This window comes from Pantoea sp. X-Soil-TKNS-1280 (assembly GCF_059730475.1).
This window is the reverse complement of the sequence record NZ_AP035962.1, coordinates 1,101,034-1,117,975: the sequence shown is the minus strand read 5'-3', so window position 1 is coordinate 1,117,975 and position 16,942 is coordinate 1,101,034. Positions and strand designations below refer to the sequence as shown.

General features: G+C 53.6%; 14 protein-coding genes. 3 read left to right on the top strand and 11 right to left on the bottom strand.

Annotated elements, in window-relative coordinates; genetic code table 11:
- Positions 1-152 precede the first annotated feature (152 nt).
- The 3 genes from AC6I8X_RS05085 to AC6I8X_RS05075 are packed head-to-tail and all read right to left on the bottom strand — an operon-like array spanning position 153 to position 4,176.
- Positions 153-1,928 carry a SmdB family multidrug efflux ABC transporter permease/ATP-binding protein gene (locus tag AC6I8X_RS05085; RefSeq protein ID WP_313682206.1) on the bottom strand — a complete coding sequence of 592 codons (1,776 nt, stop codon included), beginning with the start codon at positions 1,926-1,928 and terminating at the stop codon, positions 153-155.
- The gene (locus AC6I8X_RS05080) at positions 1,921-3,690 is read right to left on the bottom strand and encodes a SmdA family multidrug ABC transporter permease/ATP-binding protein (RefSeq protein WP_497840665.1); all 1,770 of its coding nucleotides are present in this window, start codon (positions 3,688-3,690) and stop codon (positions 1,921-1,923) included. The genes AC6I8X_RS05085 and AC6I8X_RS05080 overlap by 8 nt, the downstream gene beginning before the upstream one ends.
- A gap of 24 nt (positions 3,691-3,714) precedes the next feature.
- On the bottom strand, positions 3,715-4,176 hold the full coding sequence (locus tag AC6I8X_RS05075; RefSeq protein WP_084873177.1) for an Lrp/AsnC family transcriptional regulator: 462 nt from the start codon (positions 4,174-4,176) through the stop codon (positions 3,715-3,717).
- 115 nt (positions 4,177-4,291) lie between these two features.
- Between AC6I8X_RS05075 and AC6I8X_RS05070 the strand changes: the two genes are divergently transcribed.
- The gene (locus AC6I8X_RS05070) at positions 4,292-5,326 is read left to right on the top strand and encodes a PLP-dependent cysteine synthase family protein (RefSeq protein WP_313682202.1); all 1,035 of its coding nucleotides are present in this window, start codon (positions 4,292-4,294) and stop codon (positions 5,324-5,326) included.
- Between the two features lie 34 nt (positions 5,327-5,360).
- Here AC6I8X_RS05070 and cof read toward each other — a convergent pair whose 3' ends face one another.
- Positions 5,361-6,185 carry an HMP-PP phosphatase gene (cof, locus tag AC6I8X_RS05065; RefSeq protein ID WP_299456929.1) on the bottom strand — a complete coding sequence of 275 codons (825 nt, stop codon included), beginning with the start codon at positions 6,183-6,185 and terminating at the stop codon, positions 5,361-5,363.
- A gap of 93 nt (positions 6,186-6,278) precedes the next feature.
- On the opposite strand from cof, the gene AC6I8X_RS05060 reads away from it, so the two are divergent.
- Complete coding sequence (locus AC6I8X_RS05060) at positions 6,279-8,006, top strand: SgrR family transcriptional regulator (RefSeq protein WP_497840664.1); 1,728 nt, start codon at positions 6,279-6,281, stop codon at positions 8,004-8,006.
- 26 nt (positions 8,007-8,032) lie between these two features.
- Positions 8,033-8,728 (top strand): 7-cyano-7-deazaguanine synthase QueC, encoded by a 696-nt coding sequence (queC, locus tag AC6I8X_RS05055; protein WP_299456933.1) that lies wholly within the window; start codon positions 8,033-8,035, stop codon positions 8,726-8,728.
- A gap of 43 nt (positions 8,729-8,771) precedes the next feature.
- On the opposite strand, the gene AC6I8X_RS05050 is transcribed toward queC, so the two are convergent.
- From AC6I8X_RS05050 to clpP, 7 genes are all read right to left on the bottom strand, one after another.
- Positions 8,772-9,170, bottom strand: a complete 399-nt coding sequence (locus AC6I8X_RS05050; protein ID WP_299456934.1) for an acyl-CoA thioesterase — start codon at positions 9,168-9,170, stop codon at positions 8,772-8,774.
- 102 nt (positions 9,171-9,272) lie between these two features.
- A complete protein-coding gene (locus tag AC6I8X_RS05045) occupies positions 9,273-9,596 on the bottom strand; it encodes a helix-hairpin-helix domain-containing protein (RefSeq protein ID WP_084873166.1) in 324 nt (107 codons plus the stop codon).
- Between the two features lie 139 nt (positions 9,597-9,735).
- The gene (ppiD, locus tag AC6I8X_RS05040; RefSeq protein ID WP_299456938.1) at positions 9,736-11,604 is read right to left on the bottom strand and encodes a peptidylprolyl isomerase; all 1,869 of its coding nucleotides are present in this window, start codon (positions 11,602-11,604) and stop codon (positions 9,736-9,738) included.
- A 237-nt stretch (positions 11,605-11,841) separates the two neighbouring features.
- Positions 11,842-12,114, bottom strand: a complete 273-nt coding sequence (gene hupB / locus AC6I8X_RS05035) for a nucleoid-associated protein HU-beta (protein WP_014606441.1) — start codon at positions 12,112-12,114, stop codon at positions 11,842-11,844.
- Positions 12,115-12,327: 213 nt separating this feature from the next.
- Complete coding sequence (gene lon, locus AC6I8X_RS05030; RefSeq protein WP_497840663.1) at positions 12,328-14,682, bottom strand: endopeptidase La; 2,355 nt, start codon at positions 14,680-14,682, stop codon at positions 12,328-12,330.
- Positions 14,683-14,872: 190 nt separating this feature from the next.
- Positions 14,873-16,144, bottom strand: a complete 1,272-nt coding sequence (clpX, locus tag AC6I8X_RS05025; RefSeq protein ID WP_167136586.1) for an ATP-dependent protease ATP-binding subunit ClpX — start codon at positions 16,142-16,144, stop codon at positions 14,873-14,875.
- Positions 16,145-16,273: 129 nt separating this feature from the next.
- On the bottom strand, positions 16,274-16,897 hold the full coding sequence (clpP, locus tag AC6I8X_RS05020; protein WP_084873160.1) for an ATP-dependent Clp endopeptidase proteolytic subunit ClpP: 624 nt from the start codon (positions 16,895-16,897) through the stop codon (positions 16,274-16,276).
- Positions 16,898-16,942: the final 45 nt, after the last annotated feature.

The following is a 16,942-nucleotide window of genomic DNA, read 5'->3' as shown; positions in this document are numbered from 1 at the left end:
GTGGCAGCACGCTTCGTTATGTGATGGACAACACAAATGCAACAAGGATAGGAAGAAAGGAGTGGAATATTTGCACTTCTTTGGTGCGCACAGCCTCAAAGAAGTGCATTTGTACAGAATAATCCGATAATGGCGCTCAAAAAAGGTGCAACTCACCCTTCAATGGGTAAGGGAATGCCCGCCGCGAGTTCATCACCTGCCTGTTGCAGCTGATACATTTGCCAGTAACGGCCCTGCTGCGCCAGCAATTCGCTGTGTGTGCCCCGCTCGGCAACCTGCCCACGGTGCAGCACCAGAATCTGATCCGCTTCGGTAATAGTGGAAAGGCGATGCGCAATCACCACCAGCGTGCTGTGCTGGCGCAACGCGCGCAGTGCGTGCTGGATGGCCTGTTCGGTGCCGGAATCGATATTGGCGGTGGCTTCATCGAGAATCAGAATCTGCGGTAGCGACACCAATACCCGCGCCAGTGCCAGCAACTGCTTCTGCCCGACTGACAGATTATTGCCCTGCTCGCCCAGCCGGGTATGGATGCCATCCGGCATCGAGCGCACCAGAGGCGCAAGTTGCACCGTTTCCAGCGCTTGCCATACCGTGTCTTCCGGGATATCGCGGCCAAGACGAACATTGGCAAGCAAGGTATCGGCCAGCACCACCGGATCCTGCTGCACCATGGCCACGCCCTGGCGCAACACCTGATGCGTCAGTTGTGGCAACGGCCGACCATCCAGTTCGATACTGCCACGCGTGACCGGGTAGTAGCCCATCAGCAGATTCGCCAGCGTGCTTTTGCCGCTGCCGGTGTGGCCCACCAGCGCGACAAAGCCACGCGCAGGCACATCCAGATCGATCCGGCTCAGCACATCACGATCGGCACGGTAAGCAAAACTGACATCACGCAACGCAATACGCCCGGACGCCAGTGGACGGCTGTCCGCACCGTAATCCTGCTGGGCCGCATCCATCAACTCAAAAATACGTTCGCCAGAAACCACCGCCTGTTGCAGCATGGATTGCTGGGTGGTGAGTTCGATTAATGGCTCATTCAGACGCCCGAGGTAGGTAATAAAGGCGTACAGCACACCGACTTCAAAAACGCCCGGAGTGGCGAAGCTGAATAGCATCAGCAGACCGCACAAAATCAGTGCAGAGAACAAACTCAGCAACGGACGCAGCAGGAAGCCATCAAGTCGTAACGTCTCCATACGCGCCAGATAGTGGGAGCGACTGGCCTCCCCCATGCGTTCGCCAAAACGCGCCTGCTGGCGAAACTGCTGGATCACGCTCATGCCATTAATCACTTCATTGAAGCCATTATTGATATCAGCGAGATAGCTACGCACCCGACGGGCAATTGGCGTGCTGTAACGCTGGTAAATCAGCATCACCACCAGTACCAGCGGGAAAATGGCAATCGCCACCAGCGCCATACGCCAGTCGAGGGCAAACATCGCCACCAGCATGGCACCAATTAGCGCGGCACTGCGCAACACCGTTGCCACGACGGTGACATAAAGATCGCGGATAACCTCGGTATCGTTGGTGACACGCGAAATAATCTGCCCCACCGGCTGGGTATCAAAGGCGCTGAGCGGCTGACGCAATGCGGCATTCATCACATCAGAACGTAATTGCTGTACCACACCAATCGCGGCGCGGTTAAACAGCAAAGCCTGAAAATAATGCAACCCGGCCGCCAGCAGTTGCAGCAGAATAAAACCCACCACCAGCCCGGCGACAATCCCCCACGGCATCTGATGTTTCGCCACCAGATGATCGATAAAATAACTGACCAGCACCGGCCCGGTGACTTCCGCCGCCGCGGCCAGCCACAGCATCCCCACCGCCAGCCATAACGATTTGCGCCAGGGTTTACCGTAAGACAGTAAACGTTTTAGCGTGGGCCACAAGCGTACAGATTTAGCCACGACTCGCTCCTTCGGTGATCTCATCCTCGTCCAGCGCCGCTTCCAGCTGTTGGTAACGGTACATATCGCGATACCAGCCGTTTTGTGCCGCCAGCTCATCGTGATCACCGCGCTGTGCCACCATGCCCTGCTGCAACACCAGAATTTCGCTGGCTTCCGTCAGTGCCGACAAACGGTGGGCGCTGATAATCAGGGTTCGCCCCTGGCCCCACTGTCGCAGGTTGTGCAGGATATCGTGTTCGGTGCGCCCATCCACGGCAGACAGCGCATCATCCAGAATCAGGATCTCGGCATTCAGCAACAGCGCACGCGCAATGGCAATCCTCTGCTTCTGTCCTCCCGACAACATGACACCACGTTCACCCACTTCGGTCTCATAACCCTGCGGTAAGCGCAGGATATCCTCGTGGACACAGGCCATTTTCGCCACGCGTTCAATCTCCTGCTGGCTGGCATTAGGTCGCCCCAGCGCGAGATTATTGGCTACGGTGTCGGAGAACAGAAAAGGCGTCTGGCTGACCACCGCCAGGCGACTGCGCCAGCTATCGATACGCAGCTGCGGCAGCGGTGTGTTGTGATAACGAATGTCGCCCTGCTCAAGGTCAAAATGGCGCTGAATCAGGCTCAGTAGCGTACTTTTACCACAGCCGGTCGGTCCGCATAATCCCAGCATCTGACCAGGTCTGAGTTGAAAATTGACATGACTCAGCGCCACACTGGCAGTGGCCGGATAGCGAAATTCACGAATTGCCACCTGCAAATTTCCCGCTTCCGGCGGCAGGACCGTCTGACCATCTTCCACCGCCGGAGCCTCTGCCAGCAGCGCGCGAATACGGCTCCAGGCAGCACTGCCACGCTCGACAATATTGAACATCCACGCCAGCGCCAGCATCGGCCAAATCATCAGACCGAGATACATGACAAAGCTGGTGAGCTGTCCCAGCGTCAGGCTGCCGTGCCAAACCATCCAGCTACCGCCACCAATCGCCAGCAGGTTTGAGAAACCAATGGCGATGTAAATGGTGGGATCAAAACGCGCATCCACCCGCGCCACGCGCAGGTTTTTCTCACCGGTATCGCGTGCGATAGCAGCAAACTGCTGCGACTGATGATCTTCCAGACCAAAGGCTTTGATCATACGAATGCTGGTCAGGCTTTCCTGAGTTTGATCGTTCAGGCTGGAGAACGCTGCCTGAGCGAGTTTGAAGCGATTGTGCAGCTGGTTACCATAACGATGGATAATCACCGCCATAATCGGCATTGGCACCAGCGCCAGTAAGGTAAGCTGCCAGCTGATTTGCACGCTCATCACCACCAGCACCATGCAGCCCATCACCAGCGAATCCACCAGTGTCAGCACCCCTTCCCCGGCGGCGAACACCACGCGATCGACATCGTTGGTGGCACGGGCGATCAAATCACCGGTGCGGTGGCGCAGATAAAATGCCGGATGCTGGCGGCTCAGCTGAAGATAAAAATCTTCACGCAATTTGACCGCCAATTGATACGAGGCACCAAAAAGCAACACGCGCCAGACATAGCGCAGCAGATAGACGATAACAGCGGTGATCAGCATCACGCCGATCCACATCATCAGCCTTCCGGTGCTTAAGGTATGTTGGGTGACGCCATCCACAATCACCCCCACCAGATGCGGTGGCAATAATTGCAGAAGCGCAATAATGATTAGCAACGTGACTGCGCCCAGATATCGCCGCCACTCACGCAGAAAATACCAACTTAACTGGCTGAATAATCGCACAAGACTGTCTCTTTCTTTACCCGTTCAGGGTGCCACCGGCAATGCGGTTGTATATTTAATCTCTTCCATGGCGAAGCTGGAGGTCACATCAATCAGGCCCGGTACGCCATTCACCAGCCGCTTATAAAAACCATCATAACTTTTCATATCCGCTACCTGAATACGCAGCAGATAGTCGTATTCCCCGGCCATACGATAGAACGCCATCACTTCCGGCATCTGCTGGACGACGCTGACAAATTGCTGGTACCAGTCACTGCTGTGTTGCTGGGTTTTGACAAACATAAACGCCGTCAGTGCCAGGCCGATTTTTTCCCCGTCCAGCAATGCAACGCGCGCACGAATAATGCCATCATCTTCCAGTTTTTTCAGGCGTTTCCAGCACGGCGTAGTGGTGAGATTGACCGCATCCGCCAGCGCCTGTAGCGACAGGGTGCAGTCCTGCTGCAATAAAGCCAGCAGTTTACGGTCAGTTTTATCTAGCATTTACCTCTCCGGGAGAAAATTTTTCTCTCATCGGGCCATTATACCCGGATTAAAGCAACCTCTTTTTCCTGCCAGTGCCTTAAACTGTGGCCATTCAATTTTGCGGAAACACAGCATGCAAACGCCCTGGATTCGTCACGCTATCAATGAAATTAACGCTGATATTCAGCGTTCTGCTGATACACACCTGATTCGCTTTACGCTGGATGATTTCCCCGGCATTCGTTTCTATCTAAAAGATGAAAGCACCCATCCCAGCGGCAGCCTGAAGCATCGTCTGGCACGGTCGCTGTTTCTGTATGGTCTGGCGAATGGCTGGATCCGCAAAGGAACGCCAATTATTGAAGCCTCCTCCGGCAGTACGGCGGTATCGGAAGCCTATTTTGCCCGTCTGCTGGGGCTGCCGTTTATCGCGGTGATGCCTGCCAGTACCGCCAAACGTAAAATTGAGCAGATCCGCTTTTATGGCGGCGAATGTCACTTCGTCAGCGACCCCTGCCAGCTTTACAGCGAATCAGAGCGCCTGGCGCGTGAACTGAATGGCCATTTTATGGACCAGTTCACCTACGCTGAACGTGCTACGGACTGGCGGGGTAATAACAATATTGCCGAAAGTATTTTCCGCCAGATGGCGCATGAACCTTTCCCGGTGCCGCATACCTTGATCATGAGTGCTGGCACCGGCGGTACTTCCGCTACCCTGGGACGTTATATTCGCTATCAGGGTTTTGACACCCGGCTGCTGGTGGTCGATCCACAACATTCGGTTTTTTTTGATTACTGGCATAGCCGTGATAACCAGCTGCGCAGCGAACGTGGCAGCATGGTTGAAGGCATTGGCCGCCCACGCGTTGAACCCTCGTTCATGCCGGATGTCATTGATGAAATGATGAAAGTACCGGACGCCGCAACCATTGCAGCGATGCTGAAACTGGAGCAGATTCTAGGGCGTCGAACGGGCGCATCGACCGGCACTAACTTCTGGGGCATGATGCAGGTGGCGAAGCGCATGCGCGAACAGGGTGAGCAAGGGTCACTGGTGACCATTTTATGCGACAGTGGCGAGCGTTATCCGGATACCTATTACGATACCCAATGGGTGGCTGATCACATTGGCGATATCGCGCCGTGGGTGCGTGAACTGCAATAAAAAACCGGACATCCTGTCCGGTTCACTGCAAACCTCAGCATTCGGGGGAATAATCGAGGTGTGGTGTGGTCATCCAGTGATTTAAATAGTGAGACACCGCCTGTGTCTCGCAATGGCCAATAACCGGTAAATGGGGCAACACCGCTTTCAATTGATGCATGGCGTTGCCCATAATGAAGCCGTTACCTACCTGCTCCAGCATTTCGCGATCGTTCATGGCATCGCCAAACGCCATGCAATCCGCTAACGACAGTGAAAGGTGCTGGCACAGCCATGTCAGCGCAGCACCCTTATGGCAACCCAGCGGCAATACTTCCAGACAATCCCAGGCAGAAAAACAAATATTCGCACGTTCGCCCAGCGCTTCACGCAGTTCGATTTCCAGCGCACGCAGTGTTTCATGCGGGGCAATAAAGCAGATCTTGGTCACTTCATGAGCTGACATTTTCTTCAGGTCACGTAGCTGATACTGGAAACCACTCATCACATGCGCTTCACGTACAAAGGGCAACGGTTTGTCGGTAAACCAGCCTTCATCATTGAATACATGGATAGACGCGGGAGTTTGCCAATGGCGATGAAGCACCTCTTCGGCGATCGATGGTGGCAAATCGCAGCCAAATAACAGGTTGCCATCCAGATCGTGCACGCGCGTGCCATTCCCGGTAATCAGCCATGCAGGCAGCGTAATCAGCTCCTTCACCACCGGTTGCATATCCAGCAAATGACGTCCGGTGGCAAAGGTCAGCGTGACGTCACGATGGTGTAAGGCGTGCAGACTGGCGAGCGTTTCTTTGCCTAAGCGATGTGTTGGCAGCAACAGCGTGCCATCCATATCAAATGCCGCGAGGCGGACCATGCGAATTCTCCTGTCGGTTAGAGACCTTTACTATCGCCTGGTAATTACGGAACTAATAGTGAATACTTTTAGAAAACTGTTCCGGGTTTAGAGATGCGCCAGCTTAATCGGGTCAATCAATTTCAGCGTCTCTGGCAACTTAGCCAGGGTGAAACGCAGCATCTAAGTGTCGCGACGATGGCACAGCACTGTTTTTGCAGTGAACGCCATATCCGCACCCTGTTACGACAATGGCAGGAGGCCGACTGGCTGCGCTGGCAGGGCACCGCGGGACGCGGTAAACAGGGAACGCTGACCTTTCTCACCACCCCTGACCAGCTACGCCAGCAACTTTTGCAGCAGCAGCTTGCGGCGGGGGAAGCAACGCAGGCATTGCAGGTGCTGGATGTGCAACCGGAGCATTTGCTAACGATGCTGCGCCCATTAATGGGCGGACAATGGCTCAATCAGGCCCCGGTACTGCGTATTCCTTACTATCGGTCCCTCGAAGCGCTGCTGCCGCTGCATCTGACCGGGCGCGCCGAACAACACCTCGCCCGTCAGATCTTTTCCGGGCTGACGCGCTTTCGGGACAATGATGTTGAAGGCGACTTAGCCCATCACTGGCAGCATGATGAAAGTGGCTGCGACTGGTTTTTCTGGCTGCGGCCGCAGCTCAGCTGGCATAACGATGAACCGCTGTATGCCACGCAACTGGTCACGCAGTTACACAAGATTCTGCGTAGCGCACCGGGATTACGCTTGCTGGCTTCGGTTGAAAGCATCACGGCCCCTCACCCGCTGGCGCTGCGTATCCGCCTGCGCCACAGTGATTATTGGCTGCCACAACGACTGGCGCATCAGTTTTGCCTGTTGCCACACCCGGAGCTTGCTACCATCGGCAGCGGTGCGTGGAAACTGGCGCATTTCACCGATGAACTGGTGCGACTGGAAAGCCACCCGCGCTGGCATCTGCAACGGCCGCTGATCCAGGCCGTTGAGTACTGGATCACCCCGCAATTGTTTGATCGTACCCTTGGCACCAGTTGTCGTCATCCGGTGCAAATTGCTATTGGTGATCCTGACGAGCTTGATGCTCTGCGCCCGGTCGATCGCAGCATCAGCCTGGGATTCTGCTACCTGGCACCGCGCATCTCATCCCGGCTCAGCTCAGCACAAGCCAAAACCCTGATTTCACTGATTCAGCGTAGCGGCATGATTCAGCAATTACCGCTGGATGAGGGACTCATCACGCCAAGCCTGGAGCTGCTGCCCGGCTGGCCAGTCCCCCCACCCGCCGAAGAAAATGCGCCGCTGCCCGCCACACTGACACTGCATTATCATCTGCCGGTTGAGCTTCATGTGATGACTGAAGCACTGAAACCCCTGCTGGCCAGCTATGGTTGCCAGCTGACCTGCATATTCCATGATGTGAAAAGCTGGCGCGATGAACGCGAGCTGGCCGATGCAGACGTGGTGATGGGTGACCGTCTGATTGGCGATGCGCCACTGTTTACCCTGATCAGCTGGCTGGAAAACGATCCGGTATGGCAACCGCTCAGGGGTGCACAAAGTGACATCCATTTACGTCAACATTTGCGCGAGATCGCTCAACAACAGAATCCGGAGCAGCGTGCTATTCTTAGCCACCAGCTGTTTGAGCAACTGATGCGCGCCGGTTATCTGCTGCCATTATTTAATTATCGCTACCAGATTTCAGCCCCGCCCGGCGTGGAAGGCATTCAACTCAATAGCCTGGGCTGGTTCGACTTCACGCGTGCCTGGATACCACCACCAGCCGCAGTCGATACTGTTCATCACACACCCGAGCCATTACCATAGCGGCTCGGTTTTATACGGAAGAAAAGATGAAAAGAGCCGTTGTAGTTTTTAGTGGCGGACAAGACTCCACCACCTGCTTAATTCAGGCGTTGCAACAATATGATGAAGTGCATTGCGTCACCTTTGATTATGGTCAGCGCCATCGTGAAGAAATTGAGGTGGCATCCGAACTGGCGCATAAGCTCGGTGCCCGGGCGCACAAAGTGCTGGATGTGACGTTGCTGAACGAATTAGCCGTCAGCAGCCTGACGCGCGATAACATCCCGGTCCCGGCTTATGATCCTGAAGCCAGCGGTTTGCCAAGTACCTTTGTGCCGGGTCGCAACATCCTGTTTCTAACGCTGGCCTCAATTTATGCCTATCAGGTTGAAGCCGAAGCGGTGATCACCGGCGTGTGCGAAACTGACTTCTCCGGCTACCCTGACTGCCGCGATGAGTTTGTTAAGGCCCTGAATAACGCCGTCAGTCTGGGAATGGCGCGCAATATTCGTTTCGAAACACCGCTGATGTGGCTGAACAAAGCCGAAACCTGGGCGCTGGCCGACTACTGGCAGCAACTGCCACTGGTACGTGCTGAAACGCTGACCTGCTATAACGGCGTAAAAGGCGATGGTTGTGGCGAATGTGCCGCCTGCCATTTACGTGCGCGTGGTCTGGCGGATTACCAGGCGAATGCAGCGGCGATTATGGCGCAGATGAAACAGAAAAGTGCTCTGGCCTGATCCCTCCGAAATCGGCTGGCGTCGCTGACGCCAGCTCTGTCAGCTAAACCATCAGTGCCGCCAGACGTTCACGCAATTCCCCTTCCATTGGCACTGCTTTTTGTGTGCGCAAATCAATACAAACAAAAGTTAATGCCGCATCAGCAACCGGCGAACCATCGCTGGCGAGCAACACACGTTGCGAAATGACACCACTCTTGCCATTCAATTGAGCAATCTCACTCTCAATGGTCAGTACGTCGCCCAGCACAGCCGGGCGGCGATAGTTAATGTTAATATTCACCACCACAAAGGCGAGTTTCTGCTGTACCAGCCAGTTAAACGCATCGACATCTTCCAGCCACTGCCAGCGCGCTTCCTCCAGAAACTCCAGGTAACGCGCGTTGTTAACATGCTGATAGACATCAAGATGGTAGCCGCGCACTTTGATTGTGGTCTGCATTGTTGCTCCTGATTAGGCTGAGAATGACAACTGGTTGGACCTGTTGAGCATAGCACAGCGTATAGGCAGGTTTGCTTCATCCTTCATGAGTCGCGAGCTTTCTCACAATTTCAGCCGGGCGCTATTACGTTCAACCAACGCACTGCCAATGCCTGGCACCTCCTTTAATTGATCAATCGCGGTAAACGGGCCGTACTGTTCCCGATAGCTGACGATGGACTGGGCTTTCTTCAGACCGATGCCATTCATGGCGGCGGCGAGTTCCTCTGCTGTGGCTTCATTGATGCTGATCTGCCCTTCTGCCGGTGACGAAACCTGTGTGGCCTGAGTTTCACTGGGACTTTCCGCCGCAGCCAGGCTGGAGGTAGCGACCGTGCCAGCCAGGGCCAGCGAGAAGAATAAAACCTGAAAAGTGTGTTTGACCATGCTGTGTCTCTCCTTGTGTTTAACAGCAGATGCAGGGTGTCACAGCATGGATAAAGGCTCAAAAGCGGATAATCAGAAATGGAAAAGGCCGCATAAGCGGCCTTTGATTGTTTCAGCGGTTCTGATTTTTTTGCGAGGCTTACTGCATTTGTGCGGCTGCGCCGTACTTGATTTTGGCGTCTTTACGCAGGTTTTCCAGCAGGGCTTCGAAGGCGATCTGCGCGTTATTCTGCGTCACACCTTTCACCATCTGGTCAATCTGCGGCTGCGGCATGCTACCCGCGCTGACTTTATCCAGTGCCACCAGTACCACATTGCCCTGCATATCTTCGCTCACACCCCAAGACGGTTTGTTATCCGCTGGCTGTGGCAGATTAAATGCTGACTGCGCGACCGGATCCTGCGCATTGCGATCAACCGATTTGCTGGCGCTGAGCGTCAGACCGGCGGCCTGCAACACATCCTGCTTACCGGCATTGAGATCGGCCAACAGTTTGTTCGCCTGCTCTTTCGCCTGCTGCGTGGCTTTATCATGTTTCAGAGTATCGGCGATTTGCGCTTTCACCTGATCCAGCGGTTTCACTGCTTCTGGTTTATGTTCGCTGATACGCAGTACAAACGCGCGATCACCATCGACTGAAATGATGTCCGAGTTATTGCCCGGCGCACCGTTCTGGCCCACGAGACCACCGTTGAAAATCGCCTGTTTAACCGCGTCGAAATCCAGATCCTGCGGTACGCTGTCCTGGCTAAACCAGTCAGTTTCCACCACTTTCAGACCTGAAGCCTCGGCGGCACCCGCCAGGGATTCGTTATCGTTGCTGGCCGCTTCGCTGACTTTCTGCTGCATTTTATAGAAGGCATCCACCGCTTTTTCCTGCTTCACTTTGTCAGCAACGGCAGCATGTACTTCTGCCAGCGGTTTCACCTGCTCCGGCTGGATGTCATCCAGACGCGCAATCAGGAAGCCCACGGATGACTTGATGACACCAGAGAGCTGACCTTTTTCCGTCAGGTTGGCGTTTTTGAGTTCATCAGGGGTAGTGTTCGGTTCCAGCCAGCCCATGTCACCGCCTTTGCGTGCGGAGATCGGGTCGATAGATTTGCTCTTCGCCAGCGTCGCGAAATCTTCGCCTTTTTTCAGCGCATCCAGCACAGCGTTAGCATCTGCTTCAGTTTTAGTCTGAATCACGCTGTAACGGTTACGCTGCGGCTGAGAATAATCGGCTTTGTGCTGATCGAACCAGCTCTGGATATCCGCTTCGCTGGCCGTTTCCTGCAAGCTGGCGGCATCCATTTTGATATAGCTCACGCGGAACTGCTCAGGCGCCATAAAGCTGCTCTGATGCTGCTGGTAATACTGGCTGATTTCATCGTCAGTCACGGTTTGTTTTGCCGCCAGCGCATTGACATCAATCGTCGCCTGACGAATTTCACGTTGCTGTGCCACCAGGTCAACCAGTTTGCTGGTTTCGCCTTTCAGCATGAAATCGGTGTTGGCCACAGCGTTGATCAGCTGCTGTGTCGCCAGCTGCTTACGCAGTGCTTCAGCGTATTGGTCAGCGGTGAACCCCATGCTGCTGATCAGGCCGTTATATTTGACGTTGTCGAACTTACCATTGGTCTGGAAAGCCTGCTGACTGAAAATCGCCTGCTTGACCTGGTCATCGCTGATACCAATGTGTAAATCTTTGATGTACTGATCAAGCAGAGCCTGATCAATCAACTGAGAAAGCGCTTGTTGGCGCATCTGCTGCATATAGCCTTCGTTGCTGGCCAGCTGCGAGAATTGATCACCCAGCATCTGTTGCTGGCGATTGCGCTCATTGTTATAAGCCTGCTCCAGCTCTGCCCGGCTGATTTCGTGGCCGTTCACTTTGGCAGCATAATCACTGTTACCGCCAATCAGGTAGTTGCCCACCCCGGTCAGTACAAAGGACAGGATAATCAATCCCAGAATGATTTTGAGCACGACGTGATTTCCCGCCGCACGTAAATTGTCCATCATGGTATGACAACACTCCGCTGTAGTGTGAATGTAAAGCTCTGACACGATGTCATCATCGTGCAGCTGCAGTTCAGGCTGGCAGCTGGCAACCCTGCGGAGACAAGAGCCAAAGGCTTTTTGCTGCGCATCAGAATAAAAAAGGCACATCAAAAATGATGTGCCCGTATGTTACATGAGAACGGCTTTTGCGTCCTCAATCCATCGAAGAAAATGCTTCAACGGATGTGACAACAGTCATTAATTGACAGCGTCTTTCAGTGCCTTACCAGCACGGAAGCCCGGCACTTTACCAGCCGGAATGGTGATTTCTTTACCGGTTTGCGGGTTACGGCCGGTGCGAGCAGCGCGCTCACGAACAGAGAAAGTACCGAAACCAACCAGTGCCACTTCATCACCGCCTTTCAGCGCATCAGAAACGGAGCCCATGAATGCATCTAATACACGTCCCGCTGCCGCTTTAGAAATATCCGCATCCGCAGCAATTTTGTCGATCAACTGTGACTTATTCACTCTATTCATCCCCTCTTTTATTATTCACATCGTATCCGAGCTTCCCGCCGGGTACGAACGCGCAGCCAGTTATATCAAGCCTTTCGAGCCGAAACAACGGTATTCATCTTAATCGTTGATCCAGCAGCCCCCTAACTTAGCGGCACAAAAAAAGGCTGGCAAGCACCATTTGGCCTGCCAGCCTCGCTTTTTAGCGGTTTTTGCCGTTAATCACTATTTTGCGGTCGCAACCAGCATCCCGTAAGGCGCATTTTCCAGTGCCAGATTCAGCACCTCTTCAATGCGTTTCACCGGATGAATGGTCAGATCGGCAATCACGTTCTGTGGAATTTCTTCCAGATCGCGTTTGTTCTCATCCGGGATCAGCACCGTTTTGATGCCACCACGGTGTGCTGCCAGCAGTTTCTCTTTCAAGCCACCAATTGGCAGTACCTGACCACGCAACGTGATCTCACCGGTCATCGCCACATCAGAACGCACCGGGTTGCCGGTCAGACAGGACACCAGCGCAGTACACATCGCGATACCTGCGCTCGGACCATCTTTCGGCGTCGCACCTTCCGGCACGTGAACGTGGATATCACGTTTCTCGTAGAAATCGCCGTTAATACCCAGTTTTTCAGCGCGAGCGCGAACCACGGTCAAAGCAGCCTGGATGGATTCCTGCATCACTTCACCCAGTGAACCGGTATAGGTCAGTTTACCTTTACCCGGTACACAGGCGGTTTCGATGGTCAGCAGATCACCACCCACTTCTGTCCACGCCAGACCCGTCACCTGACCTACACGGTTTTCGCTGTCGGCACGGCCATAGTCAAAGCGTTGTACCCCAAGGAAATCTTTGAGGTTGTCACCGTTGATGCTGATGTGTTTTTTCTCTTTATCCATCAGCAACGCTTTCACCGCCTTACGGCACAATTTGGAGAGTTCACGCTCCAGGCTACGCACGCCCGCTTCACGGGTGTAGTAGCGGATGATGCCCATAATCGCGCTGTCATCGACGCTGATTTCTTTTTCTTTCAGCGCATTACGCTCAATCTGTTTCGGCAGCAGGTGCTGTTTCGCGATGTTCAGTTTTTCATCTTCGGTGTAACCGGAAAGACGAATCACTTCCATACGGTCAAGCAGCGGCGCCGGGATGTTCATTGAGTTTGAGGTCGCCACGAACATCACGTCTGACAGATCGTAATCCACTTCCAGATAGTGATCGTTAAAGGCGATGTTCTGTTCCGGATCCAGCACCTCAAGCAATGCAGAAGCAGGATCGCCACGCATGTCCGACGACATTTTGTCGATCTCATCCAACAGGAACAGCGGGTTTTTCACCCCGACTTTCGCCATTTTCTGGATCAGTTTGCCCGGCATAGAACCAATATAGGTACGACGATGACCGCGGATTTCCGCTTCATCACGCACGCCACCCAGCGCCATACGGACATACTTACGGCCTGTCGCTTTGGCGATAGACTGGCCCAGCGAGGTTTTACCTACCCCCGGCGGTCCGACCAGACACAGGATCGGTCCTTTGATTTTGCTGATGCGGCTTTGCACCGCAAGATACTCAAGGATACGGTCTTTCACGCGTTCCAGGCCGTAGTGATCGGTATCCAGCGTTTCCTGGGCTTTGCGCAGATCTTTCTTCACTTTGCTGCGCGCATTCCACGGTACCTGCACCATCCAGTCGATGTAGCCACGTACCACGGTTGCTTCAGCCGACATCGGCGACATCATTTTCAGCTTCTGCAGCTCAGCTTCGGCTTTTTCGCGCGCTTCGTCTGGCATTTTTGCCGCTTCGATTTTGCGTTTCAGCGCTTCATATTCATCAGGCGCATCGTCCATCTCGCCCAATTCTTTCTGAATCGCTTTCATCTGCTCATTCAGGTAATACTCGCGCTGGCTTTTCTCCATCTGCTTTTTCACGCGGTTGCGAATACGCTTCTCAACCTGCAGCAGATCGATTTCAGACTCCATCATCGCCATCAGATATTCCAGACGCTCGTTAACGTCGGACATCTCCAGCACCGATTGTTTGTCTGCCAGTTTCAACGGCATATGCGCCGCAACGGTGTCAGCCAGACGGGCTGCATCGTCAATGCTATTCAGTGAGGTCAGGACCTCAGGAGGAATTTTTTTGTTAAGCTTGATGTAGCCTTCAAATTGATTGATGGCGGTACGGACCAGCACTTCCTGCTCGCGCTCTTCAATTTCCGGCGAGATCAGATATTCAGCCTGGGCTACAAAGTGGTCGCCGTTGTCTGCCAGCGTGGTGATATGGGCACGCTGTAAACCTTCAACCAGCACTTTGACCGTGCCGTCCGGCAGCTTCAGCATTTGCAATACCGAAGCGACGGTCCCTACAGAGAAGAGATCGTTAATACCAGGTTCATCCGTTGAAGCCTCTTTCTGTGCAACCAGCATGATCTTTTTATCATGATCCATCGCGGCTTCGAGGCACCGAATCGATTTTTCCCGACCAACAAACAACGGAATTACCATGTGCGGATAAACCACCACGTCGCGCAACGGCAACACGGGGATTTCAATGCGTTCAGAACGCTCAGGATTCATAGAGCTCTCTCTTAGTTTAATGTCCGCCAGGTGATGGGAACCGCCTGAACACAGTCAATTTGCAGTTAAACCCACAGGATATTGAGTATATGGGGATGCTTATCCGACATTCAATGTCACAGGCGTGAGAAAAACAAAAGGGGAAAGATTTTCCCCTTTTTTAAGATAACAACGTGGTTTAATTGTTTATTTATTCGCCAGAAGCCTGCGCTTCATGCTTACCATAAATCAACATCGGCTCTGATTGACCATCGATAACCGACTCATCAATCACTACTTTCTCCACGTCTTCCATTGAAGGCAGGTCGTACATGGTTTCAAGTAACGCACCTTCCACGATTGAACGCAGACCACGCGCACCGGTTTTACGTGACATCGCTTTCTTAGCAATCGCCGTCAGCGCTTCATCACGGAACTCCAGCTCCACACCTTCCAGGTTAAACAACGCCTGGTACTGTTTAGTCAGCGCATTTTTCGGCTCACGCAGGATCTGAATCAGGGCTTCTTCACTCAGCTCGTTCAGCGTAGCAACCACTGGCAGACGACCAATGAACTCAGGAATCAGACCAAACTTGATCAGATCTTCTGGCTCCACCTGTGACAGCAGTTCACCTTCGCTGGCTTTCTGTGACTTGCCTTTCACCGTCGCACCGAAACCAATACCTGAACCGGTTTCTACGCGCTGGGAAATCACTTTGTCGAGACCGGCGAATGCGCCGCCACAAATGAACAGGATCTTCGAGGTATCAACCTGCAAAAATTCCTGCTGCGGGTGCTTACGGCCACCCTGCGGCGGTACGGCAGCCACGGTGCCTTCGATCAGTTTCAGCAACGCCTGCTGCACGCCTTCGCCCGATACGTCACGGGTGATTGACGGGTTGTCAGACTTGCGTGAAATCTTGTCGATTTCATCGATGTAAACAATGCCGCGCTGGGCTTTCTGCACATCGTAATCGCATTTCTGCAGCAGTTTCTGGATGATGTTTTCCACATCTTCGCCCACATAACCCGCTTCAGTCAGCGTGGTTGCATCGGCCATGGTAAACGGCACATCCAGCAAACGTGCCAGCGTTTCCGCCAGCAGAGTTTTCCCGCTACCGGTTGGACCGATCAGCAGAATGTTACTTTTGCCCAGCTCGATACCATTGCTGGTATCGCCATTGCGCAAACGCTTGTAGTGGTTGTACACCGCCACAGCCAGCACCTTTTTCGCCTTTTCCTGACCGATGACATAATCATCGAGATGATGGCGGATTTCATGCGGCGTCGGCAGCGCACTGCGCTCGCGGTGCGGGGCAACCTCTTTAATCTCTTCGCGAATGATGTCGTTACATAAATCGACACATTCGTCGCAGATATACACTGACGGCCCGGCAATCAGCTTACGCACTTCATGCTGGCTTTTGCCGCAAAAAGAGCAGTACAGCAACTTACCTGAACCGTCTTTGCGCTTATCTGTCATCAGCTAACCTCTTTTCGTTCTCAGGCCATACTGGCGTACGGCACTGGCCGTGCATTTACGGCCGATATTCATTCAACCCACCTGCCCTTCGTCCTGTTAACTATAGCGCAGGAGCCGGGCAGATGTGTCTTATTGGCGATGCGTCAAAATGGAGTCGACCAGGCCATACTCTACCGCTTCACTGGCAGAGAGGAAACGATCGCGCTCAGTGTCGCGCTCGATCTGCTCCAGCGATTTACCGGTATGCTCAGCCATCAGCTCATTCATACGCTGCTTAACTTTCAGAATCTCACGCGCATGGATTTCAATATCCGTAGCCTGACCCTGATAACCACCCAGCGGTTGGTGAATCATGACACGTGAGTTAGGCAGGCAGAAGCGTTTGCCTTTCGTGCCTGCGGTCAGCAGGAACGCACCCATCGAACAAGCCTGGCCCATACAAATGGTGCTTACGTCAGGCTTGATGAATTTCATTGTGTCATAAATTGACATACCGGCGGTAATCACACCACCCGGTGAGTTAATGTAGAGGTAGATATCCTTCTCAGGATTCTCCGCTTCCAGAAACAGCATCTGCGCCACGATCAGGTTAGCCATATGATCTTCAACCTGGCCGGTCAGGAAGATCACACGCTCTTTGAGCAGGCGGGAATAGATGTCGTAAGAACGCTCGCCGCGCGAGGTTTGTTCGACCACCATTGGCACCAGCGCCATCTGCGGTGCAGTAAATTCACGATCGCCACTGTATGACATTACCGTCTCCTGGATAAATTTCGTTGGCAACATTCTGTACCGATT